Raw genomic sequence first — 18443 nt, 5'->3', positions numbered from 1 at the left:
CGGCGGACCTCCCCCGACTCGTCCATGACTGTCCTTCTCTGAAGTCTATGAGCGAGCGGGACTGGCCATGACAAGCCTGTGAAGGGTCAGACGAGCGCCGAGCCGATCAGCTTGATCGTGAGGACCTCGTCCGACACGGGATCGAGATCCAGGCGGAGGATGCCGCCCTCGACGTCGGCGGTCATCGAGGACGAGGAAGGGACCGCCTTCAGCGACAGCCTGCGGGCGGCATCCGAGATCGAGCTGCCGACTTCGACGTTCGGCAGCCCGGAAGCGATTGCCGCGGACGAAATTTCTACGTAGACGACATGACCGGACGTATCGACGCCGACCGTCAATCCGCCGTATTCGCGAAGCTCGACCGTGCGTCCCGCGTCCGGCAGCGAATAGCTGTCGCTCGGCGGACCGCCGATCTCGGCTTCGGCGTCGGCCAGCGTCATGCCGAGCGAGATGCCGCCGATCCTGGGCGCATGCGAGTAGGCTGTTTCGGGCGTTCCCGCGGCATCGTCGCCAAGCGCATGAATCGACACCTCGGGCGACGGGGTCGGGGATGCACGGGAAACTTCGGCGGAAGAGGAGGCCGTCGATGCTTCCGGTTGAACGCTATGCGAGCTGCCGCATGCCGCGGAGAAAATAAGAATGCCGGTCGCGAGTACGCCGAGGAGCGAACGTCGCTCGTTGTATCGGCTTGTATGCATGAAAACACCGCCTTACATTCTTTTCTATATTTAGTTTGACCCGCCGGAGGGCGATAAAGTTGCTCGTCCGAACGGATTTGAGCGGATGCGCGCAGGTCTTTAGTTGCAGTATGCGAACGATAGGGGTACAAGGTCCCGGTATCCTGGCGCGCCGGCGGGTGTTGCGCGAACGCGCGGGGATATGGTATTTTATTCGGAAAAGAGTGGACGGAGAGATCGTAATGGAGATACTCAAACAACGGATTCTAGAGGAAGCGACCGTCGTGAGCGCCGGCGTCCTGAAGCTCGACTCGCTGCTGAATCACGGCGTCGATCCGGGCCTGACGATGGAGCTCGGCAAGGAGTTCGCGCGCCGCTTCGAGGGAAGGGACATCACGAAGGTGGTGACGATCGAATCGTCCGGCATTCCCGTCGCTTTCGCAACCGCGCTCGTCCTGAACGTGCCGCTCGTATTCGCCCGGCGGAAGAAGACGCTGCTGAACGAGCCTGACGCTTACTGCGAGCGCGTGCCATCCTTTACCAAAGGCATCGTCACCGATCTGCTCGTCTCGCGGCATCTGCTCAAGGCCGAGGACCGCGTGCTGTTCATCGACGATATTATCGCCAACGGCGACGCGGCCAGGGGGCTGCTGAAGATTCTCGAGCAGGCGGGCAGCGAGGTGGCGGGCATCGGGATCGTCCTCGAGAAGTCGTTCCAGGCAGGCGGCAGGACGCTGAGGGAGCTCGGCTATCAGGTCGAGTCGCTCGTCAAAATCGCTTCTTTGGAAGATAACGCCATAACGTTCGAAGACTAGTCCAATATTATTGTCATATAATCCCAAGCCCAACCTTGAAGAGGGGTCTTCCCGTCGGGCTGACATTTGTTCTATAATAAGGCTAAGTGCAGAGGGAGGCGAGCAGCAAATGGGAGACATGAATGTGTCGCAGCAGTTTTTCTTCGACAAGCTGGAGCAAGCCAAGATCCATTTCGAGCGCGCGCTCGACTGCAAGCATACGGAGTTCGACGACCTGTATCCTTATATGATCGAGCATCCGCAGTTTTTCTGGTACAAGCGATACGTCGCTTGGTCGGAGCTGCTCACGATCGTGAAGCTGTGCGACGAGCTGGAGATCACCTGGACCGAGCAGTTCACCGAGCGCCAGGCAGAGTACGTCCGCGGCCGCGTCATGTCGAGCAAGGTGCTCGATTATTGGTACGAGACAAACGAATCGCGCGAGCATGTCGGCTAACCAGCTGCCGCGTAGCATAGCAGGAGGACCCGGACGAGACGGCCGTCTTGTGCGGGTCCTGTTTTTTTGTATCTCTCATGCATACGGACAAGGAGGCCGCCATGGCTATCAGTGACGAGCAGCTCGATCAATACCGCGTCGAAGGCATTAAAGTTCGCGTCGTGCGGGACATTCTCCAGATCAACGACGTGCGGGGCATCGTCGTGGCGTGGGACGACGAATACGTGCTCATCCGGAGACCGAATCGCCGCGTCGTCAAGCTGCGCCGCAGCTATGCGATCGGACCTGCTTCGGAACCCCGGCAGGCGCCTGCGCTCGACGGAGCGCCATTTGACCTCGAGGATATCGGCGAGCCGGACGACGCAAATGACTGAAAATTACAACTTCGCGAACAAGCTTGACTTCGTTTCCCGGCCCGTGCTATTATGAGTCTCGTGATTGCGGAACATAAAGCGCAGCGCCGTTAACGGACAAGCGTACATCGTTCCAGACAAACGCATTTGCGGTCGTGGCGGAATTGGCAGACGCGCTGGATTCAGGTTCCAGTGGGCTAACCCCCCCGTGGAGGTTCGAGTCCTCTCGACCGCACCACTTCTGATCATCAAGATCTTGAATCCGTTTCGTAGACGGCGTTCAGGATCTTTTTTTGCATGCCCGGAAAATGCAGCGTGTTGCTAAGCCGCTGCGCTGGCCGGAGCGCGAATGGAGCTGTAGTCTCCCGTTCGTGAATGGAGCCGTAGCCGCCCGTTATTGCGGCACGGCAATTTCCGCTCCGGATCTTTGCGACTTGTACACCGCTTCGATGACGCGCACGACCGAGCGGCCGTAGGCTCCCGAGCAATACGGCTGTTCGCCGTCGCGGATGCATGCGAGCAAGTCCTCGAATTGCAGCCGGAACGGGTCGACGGAGTTGTCCGGCGTCGCTTCCCGATACAGCCCGCCCTGCGACAGCCAGACCGAACGGTGGCTGACGATTTTTAGCATGCCGTAGGTGAATACCAGCTCGGTTTCCTCGCGAGTGTCGCCGGCGTAGCCGGACAGATTTACCGTGCACGGCACGCCTGAGGATGTCGTAAGGAAGATCGCCGCGCTTCCTTCCACGTCGGGGTAGCCTTCGGCTTCATAGCTTAATGCGGCACGCACGTTTACGATCCGACTGTCGGTCAGCCATTGGATCTTGTCGATGGCGTGTGCGCCGAGATTGGCGACGATGCCGCCGCCGGACTTGGCGGGCTCGAGAAACCAGGCCGGCCGCTGCGGCGTGAAATAAGGGCTGTGTCGGACGTCGTTAATCATTATCAGCTTTCCCAATTCTTTCGATCGGATCAACTGTTTAGCCAGCAAGTTCGCCGCCAAAAACTGCTGGGTATGGCCGACGAACACGATTCGCCCATTGCGTTCGGCCGAAGCGAGGATTTCGTCGCATTCAACTGCCGAGATCGCCATCGGCTTCTCGATCAGCAGGTGGCAGCCTCGATCCAGGCAATAAAGCGAGGCTTCCTTGTGCAGAAAATGGGGAAGCGCGATAATCGCGATCTCCGGCCGAACTTCGTCGATCATGACGCGATAATCGGCATAGGCTTTTACGCCGAAGCGCTGCGCGCTTCGTTCTCCCCGCTCGGGACTGACGTCCGACAACGCGACCGCCGCGATTCCCTCCATGGCGGCCATCGCCTCCAGATGCGCTGCGCCGATGGCTCCTGCTCCGATTAACGCCGCATTAAAGGTCATAAGTCCGATAACTCCTTCACCATTTGATTGAAAAATACGGATAGAATTCTTTTTCTTGATCGACTGAATTGCGCAGCTTACGTGACGATTCCGGCTCTTGTTTGCACCGTTAAAAAGTCTAACGAAGGGTCTGATGCCGCACAATAGGCAACTTTTAAGCGGTAATCATTTATTGATCGGGAACGTTGGGTCTTGCGATCCGGCCCAATGGGCCAAAAAAGAGCTATCGTATAAAATGGTCTATTTTCATTAATTGAGCGATCCAGAATACTAGAAAGGGGTGCGCACCCGAAAACGGGCAGCGGATATGCGAACGATCGACGGTCGGCTGACCCGCCCGAAGCGAAGATGGAGGAATCGAATCTTGGAAGGGATGTGTGAGGATGAAGGCGAACAGAGTGGGTGCAGGTTGGAAAAGGCAATTGGCTGTTTTGCTGGTCGTGCTGCTGGTCGTTACCGGTTTTACGCCCCGATGGGTTTTGCCCGTAAAGGTCGCCGAAGCCGCGGATCCTGTACTGGCCAACGGCGGTTTCGAGGATGTGACGTCGGGCCTGCCGGATCATTGGACCGTCGTGAACGGGACGGTTGCCTCCGATACGTCTCAGGTACATAGCGGAACGCGCAGCCTCAAGTTGACCGATCCGAGCGCGACCGCCCAGGTATTGGTACGCAGCGACAAAATGCCGGTGATTCCGACGAAGGAATACGAGGCAACGGCCTATTCCTACAATACCCAAGGAGAGTCGATGCTGTATATCGAGTTCTGGGACGCCAACCAGACGCTGGTCGGGATCAACTATCTAGCGAACTCGACCTTGAACCAATGGAACCAGCTGGTCATCAAGGCAAAGGCGCCAGCCACCGCGGCGACCGCCAGCGTGCGGCTATATTCCCTGGCGACGAATGTCGGCACGAGCTACTTTGACGACGCGAACTTCAACCTGATCCCGCTGGGAATCTCGCTGCAGAACGGCAATATGGAAACGATAGAAAACGGCATGCCGAAAGACTGGACGCTTCTGAATACGACGAGCGTCGTCTCGCCGGCAACGGACAAGGTGCACGGAGGCACTTACAGCGTCAAGCTCACGGACAACAGCGCGACGGCGTCTACCGGTTTGCGAAGCAACAAAATCGCCGCTTCGCCGGGGCAGGCGTACGAGGCGACCGTTTTTTCGTACAATACGCAGGGCGTATCCGAGCTGTACGTCGAATTTATGGACGCCAATGATCATTATGTATCATACTTGACCGGCTTGAACAGCACACTCGATCAATGGAAGCAAATCAAGGTGACCGGCACGGCGCCGGCCGGCACGGTGTACGTCACGATTCGCTACTATTTGCATGGCGCGAACGTGGGAACCGCCTATTTCGACGACGCCGCGTTCCGCATGCAATTGGGCAAGCCGGTGCCGAACTTGCCCAATGGCTCTTTCGATGTGACGGCGAGCGGGAGTCCGGCGTCATGGACCGCCTCCGGCGGGACCGTAACCTCGGAGAACGCTACCGTTAGCGGCAGTGTTTACAGCGCGCTGATCGACAGTCCGGCAGATCCGAACGCGATCAAACTGCGCAGCAGTCCGGTACTGGTCGATGCCGGGGCTTCCTACGAAGCGACCGTCGATGCCTATGCCTTGTCGGGCGCGGGCGAGCTGCAGGTCGAATATTGGGATGACGGCGGCACCCTGCTGCAGGTAAACGCGGAGCAAGGAACCTTGACCAACCAATGGGAACCGGTCACGGTGAGCAGTACGGCGCCGGCCGGAGCGAAAATGATCACTCTGCGGCTCGGCGCAGGCGACGGTCTGGCGGGAAAAGTTTATTTCGACGACGCGACGTTCCGCAGGACCACGGCGCTTGCGAATCGAAAAACCCGCTCGACGATTTACACCGAAGCGAAGATCGACGCGGCGAGAGACAATATCGGGCTTTACGACTGGGCGGCCGCTGAGCGCGACAGTGCCGTGGCGAGGGCGAACAAGCTTTTATCCAAGGGACTCGACTTTTTGTGGGATTCGGTTGCCGGACAGACGCTGCCGCGCAGCTATGCGGTGAACCAGACGCTGGGAAGCCCGGTTACGGGCAAGGCCATCGATGCGTACGGCAACTACCCGTATCGCGCCGATCCGGTACTCGAACCGTGGAAGATCACCGATCCCAGCAGCGGCTACAAATTCCCGACCAACGACTTCGGCGCTTATTACGACAGCGGTTTGGACGAACACGGCGTGTTCCGGCCCGAGCTGGCGGACCGCAGCTTGCTGGTGAACACGCTGTATCCGGAAAAAGGCCCGACGTGGGGAGTCGACGACGGATTCGGCTGGGTGGACGACAACGGCAACCGGTATACGTTTATCGCCTATTACATGCACTGGTTCGATTGGTACGACGGCTCCAGCATGGTGCAAGGCGCGCTGGCGACGCTGCGCAACGCCTATTTGTTCACGGGCGATCTGGATTATGCCCGCGCCGGGGCCATTGTACTCGACCGGGCGGCGGACCTGTATCCGGAAATGGACATTTCCTTCCATGACAGAACGAAGTATTTGAATTCGCACGGCAATCGCGGTCAGGGCAAGGCGATCGGCTCGATCTGGGAAACGTATTTCATCAAAGATTTGATTAGCGCCTATGACGCCTTCTATCCGATGATGGACGATCCGGATCTCGTCGATTATCTGGCGGACAAGTCGGAGACTTACGGCTTGACCAATCCGAAAAGCACGGGCGGCGACATTCGCCGCAATATTGAAGACGGCATCATCCGGCAGGTGTATCCGGCCGTGCAATCGGCCCAAATCTACGGCAACGACGGCATGCATCAAAGCGCGCTGGCCATGGCCGCGGTCGTATACGACACGCTTCCGGAGACGAAGGACTGGATCGATTTCATCTTCCAGACGGGCGGCCTGCTGACGAACCCGTATCGGATCACCGGGGGCAATATTCTCAATTCCGAAGTTGCCAACGTGGATCGGGACGGCAGCGGAGACGAAGCGGCACCGGGATACAATACGGGATGGCTGCAAAATCATCGGCTTACCGCGGACGTATTGGAAGGCTACGACCTTTATTCGCAAGCGGATCTGTACGACAATCCGAAATTCAAAACGATGTTCGACGCCTACTATCCGCTCCTGATGAGCGAGAATTACGTGGCCAATATCGGCGACACCGCTTATACCGGCAATCCGTATACGGCGCCGCTTCGGCTGAACGATATGCTCAAGGCGTATACCGCATTCGGCGATCCGATCTACGCCCAGCTCGCCTATTATCTGAGCGGGAACTCGACGGACAACTTGCACGGCGACATCTTCACGGCCAATCCGCAGCAGGTCGGCGAAGATATCGCGGAGGCGATTCGCAACTACGGCACCCTGGATCTGCCGAGCGACAATCTGAGCGGTTACGGCTTCGCTTCCTTGCGCGACGGCAAGCACATTCTTTTGGACAGCGTTCCGTCCTATTCCTTCCCGGACATGAACGTTTCAGCCTCCACCGAAGCCTATTCGCTGTTCCCGGCGTCGGGCACGCTGCAGCTGGATGCGAATACGTCGGGCAAAAGCATCTCGTTTACGTTCGACGTCGCGAAGACGGACGAATACGACGTGAACCTGCTGCCGTTCCTGGCGGGCAGCTACGGCATTTACAGAATTTCGATCGACGGAACGCCGGTGGAAGATTACGATTTTTACGGGACGAACAACAACCAGTTCGTAACGCTGGACCGGATGACGCTGACGGCGGGAACGCACACGATTTCTTTTGCCAATCTCGGCAAAAACGCCTCGTCAAGCAATTACAAAATGGGTCTGCGCTCGCTGCAATTGATGAACGAGGCCTCCCGCAACGCCCGCGACAATCTCGGAGACAGGGAAAATACGCTGCGCGATTTCTGGACGTATTACGGCCGCAATTACGGCCACGGCCATTACGATACGTTGAATCTGGGCATGCATGCGTTCGGCCTCGATTTGTCGCCGGACCTGGGCTATCCGGAATTCGCCGATCCGTTGGACATGCACCGCGCCCAATGGGTCATCAATACGGTCAGCCATAACACGGTCGTCGTCGACGGACGCAAGCAGGCGGTTCAATGGGATGCCGAGCCGAAGCATTTCGACGACAGCGAGCAAGTGAAGCTGATCGACGTGGAGGCGCCGAAGGTATATCCGCAAACCGATTTGTACAAACGGACGACCGCGATGATTCGCGTCGACGAACACAATTCGTACGCGGTCGACTTTTTCCGGGTGAAAGGCGGCCACGACCATTATTTCAGCTTTCATAGCGCGGATGCCGCCGTCGCTACGGACGGGCTTAACCTCGTCGAGCAGCCGACAGGCACCTATGCCGGCCCTACCGTGGATTACGGGGTGCGCGTCGACGACATGGCCGGTTCGAACTATCAGGGAAGCGGATTCCACTATTTGAAAAACGTATCGCGGGACACGTCCCCATCCGGTCCGTTCAGCGTGGACTGGAACGTCAAGGATACGTGGAATGTATTCGGACAAGGCGCCGGAGCGGGCACGGACGTGCATCTTCGTCTGACGATGCTCGGCGACGTCGACGACGTGGCGTTGGCCAAAGGCGTGCCTCCGCAGAACAAACCCGGCAATCCGGCGACGCTGCCTTATCTGATCGCCCACCGCGGCGGATCGAACCTCGTCAGCTTGTTCACTTCGGTCATCGAGCCTTACAAGGAAGACCGTTACGTAGACGAGATCGAGACGGTGCCGGTCAAGCAAGCGGGCGTACTCGTCACCGACCATTCCGTCGAAGCGGTCAAGATCACCCTGACGACCGGGCGCGTCGATTACGTCATCAACGCGCTGGATCCGACGATTGCCTATACGGTGGACGACAAGCTTAAATTCACCGGGTTTTTCGGGGTCTATTCGGAAATCGACGGCAAGATGACGACGAGCTATCTGCATGACGGCGCGATGCTTGCTCCGATCGCCGATACGGTCGCTCCGGTTACCGGAGCGGTGACGGGGACGATCGAGGATTTCACGCAGACGCTGTCTGGCAGCAACGACATTACCGTGTCGGCGAATTTGGGCGGCGTGAATCCGTCCGACCTGATCGGCAAGACGATCGTGGTGGAGAACGACGGCGTACGCAACGCGACGTACCGGATTCTCGGCGTCACCGACCTTGGCTCCAATCTCTATAAGCTCGATATCGGCGAGAAAACGCTTATCCGTTCCTATGTCGACCCCAGTAACTTTGGCGCCGGGTTCGTGTACGATATCGCGGAGGATGCCGCATTCCGCATTCCGCTGACCCATCTCGATTACGCGGTGCGCACGACGGCGGCGGTGACGGGGGATAGGGACGGCGTATGGTATACGGAAGCGGTGGCCTTATCGTTCACCGTAGACGATAAAGCCAACGCGGCGGTATCGACCGAATACAGCATGGACGGCGGCGCAACCTGGTTGCCGTACACCGCCCCGGTCGTCGTGGACGGCAACGGCACCCATCTGATCGCGTACCGTTCCTCCGATGCGGCGGGCTACCAAGAGGAAGCGCGCACGTTGATCATTCGGATCGACCATTTTTAAGCGATAATCATTTTTTGATCGGAAACGTCCGGCCGCGCAAGTTTTAACGATCGGCCAAAAAAGGGCTATCGGGATAAAACAAACTATTTTCATTTGATTGGCTATCCAGAATAATAGAAACAGGGTGCGCACCCGAACAAGCACAACGCTAAAAGGGAGGGCTCGTTCGTTTGAAATCATTCCAATATGCACTCGCGACCATGCTTGCGCTGATGCTTTTCTTATCGGCCTGCTCGTCGGATAAACAAGGAGAATCGTCAAACGCGCCGTCGCCGTCGTCATCGCAGTCATCCGCCAACCAGACAGAAATACCGGAAAAAATAAAGCTGTCGATGATGATCAATTCCACGGCAGCCGACGCCAATCTGCCGCAGGATCCGTCCGAGGACTTCGTCCGTCAGGCGATCGAGGAGAAGTTCAATGTCGAACTGAAAATCGTCTACATGCCGCTCGGAACCGATTACGTCAACAAGCTCAACACCCTGATCGCGGCCAATGACACGCCCGATATCTGGCGGGAGGGCAACGTCGACGGCGGCAACAAACTGGCGCTCAACGGCGTATTGGCGGACATGACGCCATTCGTATCGGCGGACGCCATGCCGAATTATTTCAAATATTGGCTGACGGATAAGGAAGTGAAGCAGTTCCAGATTCAAAATCAGTTCCTGCGCCTGCCGATGCCGTTCAACCGGAACGTATACCGTTCCTATTACATTCGCAAGGATTGGCTGGATAAGCTCGGGCTCGCGGTGCCGACGTCCTATGAAGAGTATTACAAGGTGCTGCAAGCTTTTACGAATAACGATCCGGACGGGGACGGCAGGAAAAATACGTACGGTTTCTCGACTTCGGGCATGGGTAGCTCCATCGGGCTCGAATGGCCGGAATTTATCAAAAATGGATTGACCTTTGCGTCCTTTATCGAAGACAACAAATTCGTCGATATGCAAACAGATCCCCGCATCAAGCAAGTGGTGGACGACATTCTGAAGGTGATGAACGAAGGGCTTGTCGACCCCGACTGGTTCCTGAACAAAGGAACGAACAGCTACGACAATGCGGTTCAGGGCAAAGTCGGCATCGTGCTGTCGAACGACAAAGCCTTCGCTTACGACTCCAACCCGGCAAGCTTGCAGAACGACAGCAAGGCGCTTAATCCGAAAGCCGATTGGGAACCGTTCAATCCGCTCGGCCAGACGGCCCTGCGTACGGCGCCGTTACCCGGACCGCCGGTCCTGTTCTCGAAAAAAACGGCGGACAAGGATCCTGAGAAGATCAAACGCGCCGTGCAAATTCTCGATTGGCTGGCCAGCGAGGAAGGCTTTCTGATGACGCACTACGGCATTGAAGGGAAGCAGTATACCCGCAGCGGCAATACGATTACGCTGAACCCGCAAGCGTATCAGGAGGATATCGGCAAGAAGGGGAACTTCCTCGATATCTGGCAGTTCTTCACGCCGGCTACGCCGGAAGCGCTCGGCTTGGAAGTCATCGATCCGGGCGAAACCGACCGCGACCGGGAGATTTATAAATTTGTGACAAGCATTCCCGTACGGAACAATATCGGCACGTTCATCGCCGTTCCTGAAGGAATCGATCTCGGCGCTTTCCGCGGACGGCAGAATGAGCTGCAGGTGAAGATGGTTCTGGAAGAGAAATCGGGAGCGAAATGGCCGGAATACCGCGAGGAAATCATGACCAAGTATAAGGGCAAGATGTTGTTCGACGCCTATGAAGATCAAATCCGGGCGGCCGGCGGCATCAAGTAACCGAAAAGAAGGGCCGTTACAGGAAAAAGAGCAGGCGATCGTCAAGATAACCTGCTCTTTTTCGTATTGCCGCATCGCGATTCCAGCCGTCTAATTGGCGTTCGTTTTTAATCTGTGGCTGCCCGGCGTGATGCCGGTTATTTTTTTTGAAGACGCGTATGAAGGTGAGGGAATTGGCATAGCCGACCTGGACGGCGATATCCTGGATGAGGTCGGTCGTATGCTCGAGCAGGCGAACGGCATGCGCAATGCGAACTTGCGTGACGTAATCGATAAAATTCATCCCCAGCTCTTCCTTGAACATCCTGCTCAAGTGGCTCGGGCTCAATTCGAACAATTCGCCGATGCGCGACAGAGAAAGATCCGGGTCCGCGTAACTTTCCTCAATGTATCGTTTGACCTTTTGAATCACATGGAAGCGGGTGTCGTTTTGGCGCAGGCCATCCATGCTCGCGGCGGCTTCCTCTAAGATGCTCTCGAAGGACAGGCCAATGCCTTTTAGCGTATTGACCCGTTCCAGCGCTTCCTCCAGCCTTGGGGCCGTGTCTTGGGACCAGATGTCTTGAAACGGCTTTGGCAGCTCGGCCATCTCTTTCTGCAAATGATAGATCAAATACTGAAAGAGATTAATCAGGTCTTCCTTCGAGAAAAGCTGCCCTTGCAGCTTGCCGTAGAACTCGCGATACAGGCTGATCCACTCCGCATGTCCTAAACGAAACTGCTGGGCGATCGCGTGGATATGATTCAGTTGCCGGAACAACTCGCCCTTCGGCTGGTTGGCCAGATCGTCCGCGTCCATGACGCGATTGCCGCCCAGCGAAGTCTTGTAGGCCAGCGATCGCAAAGCCGACTCGAACGATGCCGCAATTTCTTCCGCCGCGCTCACGCAGGTGCCGCAACCGATCGTCACCGTATATTCGAGGTTCAATTCGACACTTTGACGCACGCGCTCGCTCACCTGGAGCGTTCCGGTATCGGGCTGGTCGACCGGGCAAGCGTGAATCGCCCCCAACAGGTTCGGGGCGATCCACTCCGACCACACCGGCAGCTGCGCCGATGCGGCGACTTCCTCCACGATCGTCTTCAGCATGAAGCGAAATTGCTCCCGGTCTTTCGCGGGGAAATCGGCTTCGAACGACGGATAATCGTCGATTTCGATGACGGCGACCCGAAACATCCCATGGGCTTCGTGAAGGCCCGAACGCTTCAATTCCGCCAGCGGGTCGTTATGCCGGTAAGAGAAGTTGCCGTTCAACAATTCCTGAAATAAATACGGCCTGCGGTGCAGGACATGCTGATTGTTCTCGTCCTGCAGCTGATGGGAGGTCACGGAGAGCTTCTGAAGGGCCGAGCTGATGTAACGGAACTCGTCTTTCCCGATCGTGGCCGCGTCCAGCTTGGACGAGAGCGTCTGATCGATTTCCTTCAGAATCGTCTTCACCGGTTTGTAGTGCCGCCGTGAAGCGACGATGACCCAAACGACGCCCAAGAAGACGATGGCCACGGCGATGGAAACCCAGACGTAGAACAAGTTCGAAACGAAGCTGAACAATTTGTCAGAAATAAGGAAGGTTCGCAAAGTCCAGCCGGTGTAGTCCGAGGTCAACTTGCTGCCGGAGCCTGAAGCCGTACTTTCGGCGGCTGCGGCAGAGCTTGCGAGCAACGGCTGTCCGTCCGCGTTCGTCAGCCGCACCTGATTGACGTCCAGCGCTACCGATTGTTCAATCAAACTGCGCAAGGCGGACGTCCGAACGTTGACGACGATCAGGCCGGGCGCGATAAAGTTGGGGGCGCGGACTAACGTGACGACCTCCTGCTCCGCGCAAAATTCCAGACAGTCGCGGTAACTGCGCGGACCTTCCCATTCGAACCTGTCCAGGCTGCCCATCGACTTGCGGATAAAGTCGCCGTCGCCGAATTGCTGCAGCGACGCGATTCGATACGGCGTCACCACCGTATCGTCCGCAGATCGGTAGAGGTAAGCGGAATCGACGAGCGGATTGTCGAACAGCACGCTTTTAAGGGCCACGGCTGCCCGATATCCGATATAGTCATCGTCGGCCGTGCGGGAGTAAAAGTCGGCCAGTGCCTGATTTTTCGTGATTTCCTGCATCATCGCGGTTTCGATCTCGTTCAGGGAGGCGTCCAATTGCTGCATCAGGTTCAGCGTCAATACATCGTTGGAATGCAACGTCGCTTTTTTCGAAATTTCGCCGATGACGAGGAACATCGTCGTGAGCAAGCTGGCTGAAATGATCAGAAATGCGGGCAAATACGAAATCAACAGACGGTTGAACCAGTTCTTGGTTTGCATACGCTCCGCCTCCGAACGCGTGATGAATTCAGCTCCTCCGACAGGCTTGCCATCCATCTAGTATAGAGGAAGCCTTTGAAAAGGGAATAGCTCATTTTCGACCGATAGACGGATTTTGCATCCGATGGACAAGCGAAGCCTGCCCGTCCCTTCCCAAAAAAAGAGCTAGCGTTCAAAAACGGGCTGTTTACGAACGAACGGCGCGTTAACTACAATTGGCCATGCGATCGCTCTCGCCGCAGCTGCGGAACATCCGTTTGGTCCAACTCTACGATTTGAAATTACTTAAGGAAGGGAGTCATTCATGCAGACGACGCTCATGCCGACTCGCCAACGCAGCCGACTGCGCGATTGGAGCCGCCGAACCTGGAGATATCGCTGGCTGTACCTCCTGATGGTTCCGGGTGTCTGTTATTACCTTGTGTTTCACTACTTGCCGTTGGGCGGATTGTTGATCGCCTTTCAAGACTACAATCTGATGAAAGGGATTTGGGGCAGTCCATGGGTCGGCGTGCAGCATTTCGAGGCGTTCCTAACGAGCCCCGATTTTCCGCGACTGATGAAAAATACGCTCATTCTGAGCGTGTACCGCATCGTATTCGGCATGCCGGCCGACATTATTCTGGCGCTGGCGTTGAACGAGATTCGCGTTCGCTGGTATAAAAGGGTCGTGCAGACGATCACGTACGGGCCTTATTTTCTGTCGTGGGTGATCGTATACGGCCTGACCTTCGCTTTCCTGGCTCCGAACGCCGGGAACGTCAACGTATGGCTAACGGATCAGGGCCATTCTCCGATTGCCTTCTTCACGACGGAAGCATACTTCCGCCCGATGCTCATTCTGACGGACATGTGGAAAAGCACCGGGTTCGGGGCGATCATCTATCTGGCGGCGCTGTCTACGATCAACCCGGAGCAGTACGAAGCGGCTGTCGTCGACGGTGCGAGCCGGTGGCGGCAACTGTGGCACGTCACCTTGCCGGGCATCCGCGAAGTATTCGTCCTGCTCCTGATTCTTCGCATCGGTCACATTTTGGACGCGGGCTTCGAACAGGTGTACATCTTTCTCAATGCGCGCGTCTACGCGGTCGGCGATATTATCGATACCTGGGTGTTTCGCGCCGGGATCGAACAACTTGATTTCAGCAAGGGGGTCACGACCGGACTGTTCAAGTCGGTCATCGGTTTCGTCCTCGTATGGGCGGCGAACCGGTTTGCGAAAAAGATGAACGGCTCCGGAATTTGGTAGAGGTGATGCTATGGCTGCCTTATGGAAAAGATCGAAGCTGGAGCGCGGAGCGGACGCCGCGATCTACGTCGCCCTTGGCGTATTCTGCCTAGCGACGCTGTTTCCGCTGTATTATGTGTTCGTTATGTCGGTTACTCCCTACAGTGAAGTGATGCGGCACGGCGGTTTCGTTCTGCTGCCGCGCAGCCTGACGTGGGACGCTTACCGAATGATCTTCGAAAGTCCGGTCGTGCCCAGAGCGCTGCGGGTGACCGTGTCGATCACATTGGTCGGGACGTTCCTGAATTTGCTGGTGACGACCGGTCTCGCTTACCCGTTATCGAAAAAATATTTGCCTGGCCGAAGTCCCGCGATTGTGGCGATCGTATTCACGATGCTGTTCTCGGGAGGCATGATTCCGCTCTATCTGGTCGTGAACGCGGTCGGTATCATGAATACCCTATGGGCGTTGATCCTCCCCGGTCTCGTGTCCACGTTCAACCTGCTGATCATGAAGACGTACTTCGAGAATTTGCCCTCCGAAGTCGAAGAAGCGGCGAAGATCGACGGCTGCGGCGATATCGCTACGCTCACGCGCATCGTCCTGCCGCTATCGCTGCCGATCATGGCCACGCTGGGACTGTTCTACGGGGTCGGGCATTGGAACGCATATTTCAACGGGATCATGTACTTGAACGACCGGAGCCTGTATCCCATTCAGGTGGTGCTCCGCAACATGATACAAATGCCGAACGTGAGCCAGGAGCTGCAGACGCAGAATCCGCAAGCGCTCGCCCGACTGCCGGCGGAAACCGTGAAGATGGCCACGGTTGTCGTCGCGATCCTGCCGATGCTGGCGGTCTATCCATTTTTGCAGAAGTATTTTATCCAAGGGATGCTGTTAGGTTCGGTTAAAGGTTGAACACTCGGGAGGGTTAACGGGAATGTCCAAAAAAATAAGAACGGCGGTTGTCGGGCTGAATATGGGCTTGCAGCATGCTTATGCGTTTCATGAATCGGAACAGGCGGATTTGCGCTGGGTCGTCGATCTGGACGAAGCGCGCGCCAAGTCGGTTGCGGAGGAGCTTGGCTGCTCGTACACGTCGGATTGGACGGCGATTCTGGACGAGGTCGACGCAGTCAGCTTGTGCACGCCGCATCACCTCCATGCCCCGCAGGCGCTGCAGGCGATTGCGGCCGGCAAGCATGTGCTTGTGGAGAAGCCGCTCGCCAATACGGAGGAAGATTGTCTGCGCGTCATCCGGGCGGCGGAGGAGAAGAAAGTCACGCTTATGATGGCCTACGTGCTGCGCTACATCCCGGCGATCGTACGTTTGAAGGAAGTGCTGAACAGCGGAAGGTACGGCCGTCCGATAAATGCGAGTTGCTGGGTGGAAGGGTTTTTGCCGCCGAACCCGGACAGCTGGTTTGCCCGAAAAGAGAAGCTTGGCGGCGGCGTACTGTTCAGCCATGGTTGCCATTATGTCGATTTGCTGCTGTGGTTTTTCGGCAAGCCGGAGCTCGTCGCTTCGCTCGGTACGCGATTGGGAACGGAATGGATGGAGGGCGAAGGGACGGCTCACGCAACGATCGCGTTCTCGAGCGGGACGCTTGGCCATGTCAGCTGCAGCTGGGGCATCAAACATTCGGGGGCTCCGGCCAGGTTCCACATCCAAACGACGGAAGGGCTTCTTGCGCTACCCGCGGATTACCGCAAAATTGAGTGGGTTACGGACAAAGGCACCGAAACGATTTATGAGGAGGCCCCGGCTTCGATTGAGCGCAAGAGCGGGAGCGTGAAATACGAGGTTGAGCACTTCCTGTCATGCATTGCCGGAGGGCGGGAACCGGAGACGAATGGAAGGGACGCGCTTCGCTCGCATCGGACGATTTGGGCGATGTACGCTTCCCGAGGCGAAAAGGTTCCAGAAGCCGCTCGTTAGGAAACAACGGACTTTGAAAGCCGAGAAGGGGGATTCGAGTATGTTAAAAGTCGGCATTATCGGCTGCGGATTGATGGGAAGCCTGCATGCGCGAACGCTTTATCGCATGCCGGGCATTGAAATAGCGGCGCTCTACAATCCTTCCAGGGAGAAAGCCGAGATATTGAGCAGGGAAGTGGGCGGGCGCGTTTACGACAGCTGGGAACAGCTGCTCGAGCAACAGATCGATGCCGTATATGTAGCGACGCCCGACCATTTGCATACGGAAATTGCCATTGCCGTGCTCGAAGCGGGCAAGCATTTGTTTCTGGAGAAGGTGATCGCGACATCGCCGGAAGACGGGGCGCGAATTGTCGCAGCGAGCGCCAAACGCCCCGATTTGCTGGCCATGATCGGATATCCGCTGCGCTTTGCGCCCGGCTATCGGAAGATGAAGGAGCTGTTGGCCAAGCGGGATGCGGGAAAGATGCTGCAAGCCTGGTCGATGCGCGCGCACTTTCTCGTACCGTCGCAGCGCGTATACGATAAATACAGGGACCAACATTACGATACGCCGAACTGGTATTTCGCCGGCAGCGACAAGGCGGGGCCGATTTATTCGCACGCTTCCCACGATTACGATTTGCTTCATTGGTACGGAGGCGACATCGACAGTGTATTCGCTTATGGCGCAAGCAGCGAGGCGTCTCAAGGGCTATCCGATGCGTTCACGCTGGCGGTCCGCTATAAGAGCGGCGCGATCGCTCAGGTGAGCACCCCCTGGGTGACGCGGGTCGAGAACGATACCACAGGCGTAGCAACGGAACGGATGACCATCGTCAATACGAACGGCGAGCTCCGCATCAAGGACGATAACGGCCCGGAAGAGCGAATATCGTTCGCCGACAACGATATGTGGGAGCGATTGAACGGCCATTTCGTCGCTTGCCTCCGCGAGAAGCGTCAACCGCTCGTGTCGCTTGAAGACGGGCTTCGCGCCATTGCCGTATCGGAGGCGGCGCTTCGCTCGCTTCGCGAACGCCGGGAGATCGCGGTCGATTACGGCGCGGTTCCTTCGAAGACGGGGGCGGCGATCGGAGGCGGCGGATGATCCGGCTCGCCTGCATGACTTGGCCGTATACGGCGTTTTCGTTCGAGCGGGCGCTTCGGGGAATCGCCGGGGCCGGCTATCGTTACGTGGCCTTCGGCTTGCCTCACGAAGGGAAGCGGGTGCCGGAGACAAGCGACGAAGCCGAGGCACGGGCCATCGTTCGTCAACTGGACCGTTTCGGGCTGGAGGCGATCATGCTGGCCGGAACGTCCTGGCTCGCGCCGGACCAACCGATCGAACGCGCGGCACGACTGTTTTCCTTCGCTCGCCTGGTCGGCGCTACCGAAGTCGTCAGTCTCGGCACATGGGGCTACGGCAGCTTTCCGGATGAACCGCTCGAAGCGGCTCGGCGCGCCTCCGACGACGAAGCGTTCGCGGCGCAATTTCGGCGGGTGGCGGACGAGGCGGAGCGTGCGGGCATTACCGTCACCCTAAAGCCGCATACGGGCAACACCGCGACGGCGGCGATTCTGAAGCGAACATTGGCTTCCATCGGTTCGCCTGCCGTCAAAGCTTCTTACGATCCGGGAAACGTCCGCTTCTATGAGGGAATCGATCCTGCGGCGGATTTCAAGGAGATCGCAGGAGAGGCCGTCTCGATGATCGCTAAAGATCACCGGGGTCTCCGCGCCAACGCCGATTTTCCTGTGCCGGGCGAGGGTGAAGTCGATTTCGCGGCGATCTTCCGCGAGATGCGATCGACCGGTTTTGCGGGATCGGTCGTCGTCGAGCGCGTGGACGGAACGGATGGCGGCGCGCTAACCGCAGACGAAATCGATCGCCGTATCGCCGCAGCACGCATCGGGCTCTCGCGATTGCTGGCGGAGAGCGGGCTGGAAGCGGAGTGAACGCAGCCCG

Annotated in this window: 14 protein-coding genes and 1 tRNA gene; 11 read left to right on the top strand and 4 right to left on the bottom strand. The window is 57.4% G+C overall.

Annotated elements, in window-relative coordinates; genetic code table 11:
* Positions 1 to 86: 86 nt before the first annotated feature.
* Positions 87 to 698, bottom strand: a complete 612-nt coding sequence (locus OMP40_RS33175) for a hypothetical protein (RefSeq protein WP_277537668.1) — start codon at positions 696 to 698, stop codon at positions 87 to 89.
* Between the two features lie 221 nt (positions 699 to 919).
* Between OMP40_RS33175 and OMP40_RS33170 the strand changes: the two genes are divergently transcribed.
* From OMP40_RS33170 to OMP40_RS33155, 4 genes are all read left to right on the top strand, one after another.
* On the top strand, positions 920 to 1492 hold the full coding sequence (locus OMP40_RS33170) for a xanthine phosphoribosyltransferase (protein WP_277537667.1): 573 nt from the start codon (positions 920 to 922) through the stop codon (positions 1490 to 1492).
* A gap of 109 nt (positions 1493 to 1601) precedes the next feature.
* A complete protein-coding gene (locus tag OMP40_RS33165) occupies positions 1602 to 1928 on the top strand; it encodes a hypothetical protein (protein ID WP_277537665.1) in 327 nt (108 codons plus the stop codon).
* Between the two features lie 101 nt (positions 1929 to 2029).
* Positions 2030 to 2302 (top strand): hypothetical protein, encoded by a 273-nt coding sequence (locus tag OMP40_RS33160; RefSeq protein WP_277537663.1) that lies wholly within the window; start codon positions 2030 to 2032, stop codon positions 2300 to 2302.
* A gap of 128 nt (positions 2303 to 2430) precedes the next feature.
* Positions 2431 to 2519: transfer RNA gene (locus OMP40_RS33155), tRNA-Leu, on the top strand.
* A gap of 156 nt (positions 2520 to 2675) precedes the next feature.
* Here OMP40_RS33155 and OMP40_RS33150 read toward each other — a convergent pair.
* The gene (locus tag OMP40_RS33150) at positions 2676 to 3659 is read right to left on the bottom strand and encodes a Gfo/Idh/MocA family protein (RefSeq protein WP_277537661.1); all 984 of its coding nucleotides are present in this window, start codon (positions 3657 to 3659) and stop codon (positions 2676 to 2678) included.
* Positions 3660 to 4042: 383 nt separating this feature from the next.
* Between OMP40_RS33150 and OMP40_RS33145 the strand changes: the two genes are divergently transcribed.
* Positions 4043 to 9238 (top strand): OmpL47-type beta-barrel domain-containing protein, encoded by a 5196-nt coding sequence (locus OMP40_RS33145; protein ID WP_277537659.1) that lies wholly within the window; start codon positions 4043 to 4045, stop codon positions 9236 to 9238.
* 148 nt (positions 9239 to 9386) lie between these two features.
* On the opposite strand, the gene OMP40_RS33140 is transcribed toward OMP40_RS33145, so the two are convergent.
* Positions 9387 to 9587: a hypothetical protein gene (locus tag OMP40_RS33140; protein WP_277537657.1), complete on the bottom strand. Its 201-nt coding sequence runs from the start codon at positions 9585 to 9587 to the stop codon at positions 9387 to 9389.
* Between OMP40_RS33140 and OMP40_RS33135 the strand changes: the two genes are divergently transcribed.
* Positions 9571 to 11010: an extracellular solute-binding protein gene (locus tag OMP40_RS33135; protein ID WP_277537655.1), complete on the top strand. Its 1440-nt coding sequence runs from the start codon at positions 9571 to 9573 to the stop codon at positions 11008 to 11010. The genes OMP40_RS33140 and OMP40_RS33135 overlap by 17 nt on opposite strands.
* 16 nt (positions 11011 to 11026) lie before the next feature.
* On the opposite strand, the gene OMP40_RS33130 is transcribed toward OMP40_RS33135, so the two are convergent.
* Complete coding sequence (locus tag OMP40_RS33130; RefSeq protein ID WP_277537653.1) at positions 11027 to 13324, bottom strand: helix-turn-helix transcriptional regulator; 2298 nt, start codon at positions 13322 to 13324, stop codon at positions 11027 to 11029.
* 304 nt (positions 13325 to 13628) lie between these two features.
* Here OMP40_RS33130 and OMP40_RS33125 point away from each other — a divergent pair, with 304 nt between their 5' ends.
* Genes OMP40_RS33125 through OMP40_RS33105 form a run of 5 tightly spaced genes read left to right on the top strand, consistent with a single transcriptional unit; the run spans position 13629 to position 18433 of the window.
* Complete coding sequence (locus OMP40_RS33125; protein ID WP_277537651.1) at positions 13629 to 14573, top strand: ABC transporter permease; 945 nt, start codon at positions 13629 to 13631, stop codon at positions 14571 to 14573.
* A 10-nt stretch (positions 14574 to 14583) separates the two neighbouring features.
* On the top strand, positions 14584 to 15474 hold the full coding sequence (locus OMP40_RS33120; RefSeq protein ID WP_277537649.1) for a carbohydrate ABC transporter permease: 891 nt from the start codon (positions 14584 to 14586) through the stop codon (positions 15472 to 15474).
* Positions 15475 to 15496: 22 nt separating this feature from the next.
* A complete protein-coding gene (locus OMP40_RS33115) occupies positions 15497 to 16495 on the top strand; it encodes a Gfo/Idh/MocA family protein (protein WP_277537647.1) in 999 nt (332 codons plus the stop codon).
* A 40-nt stretch (positions 16496 to 16535) separates the two neighbouring features.
* Positions 16536 to 17585, top strand: coding sequence for a Gfo/Idh/MocA family protein (locus tag OMP40_RS33110; protein ID WP_277537645.1), 1050 nt, complete (start codon positions 16536 to 16538; stop codon positions 17583 to 17585).
* The gene (locus OMP40_RS33105; RefSeq protein ID WP_277537643.1) at positions 17582 to 18433 is read left to right on the top strand and encodes a sugar phosphate isomerase/epimerase family protein; all 852 of its coding nucleotides are present in this window, start codon (positions 17582 to 17584) and stop codon (positions 18431 to 18433) included. Before OMP40_RS33110 ends, OMP40_RS33105 begins: the two co-directional genes overlap by 4 nt.
* Positions 18434 to 18443: the final 10 nt, after the last annotated feature.

Origin of the sequence: Cohnella rhizosphaerae, assembly GCF_029525575.1 — a bacterium.
In the GTDB taxonomy this organism is placed as follows: Bacteria; Bacillota; Bacilli; order Paenibacillales; family Paenibacillaceae; genus Cohnella; species Cohnella rhizosphaerae.
The sequence above is the reverse complement of the archived record's forward strand: the minus strand, read 5'-3'. Positions and strand labels throughout refer to the sequence as shown.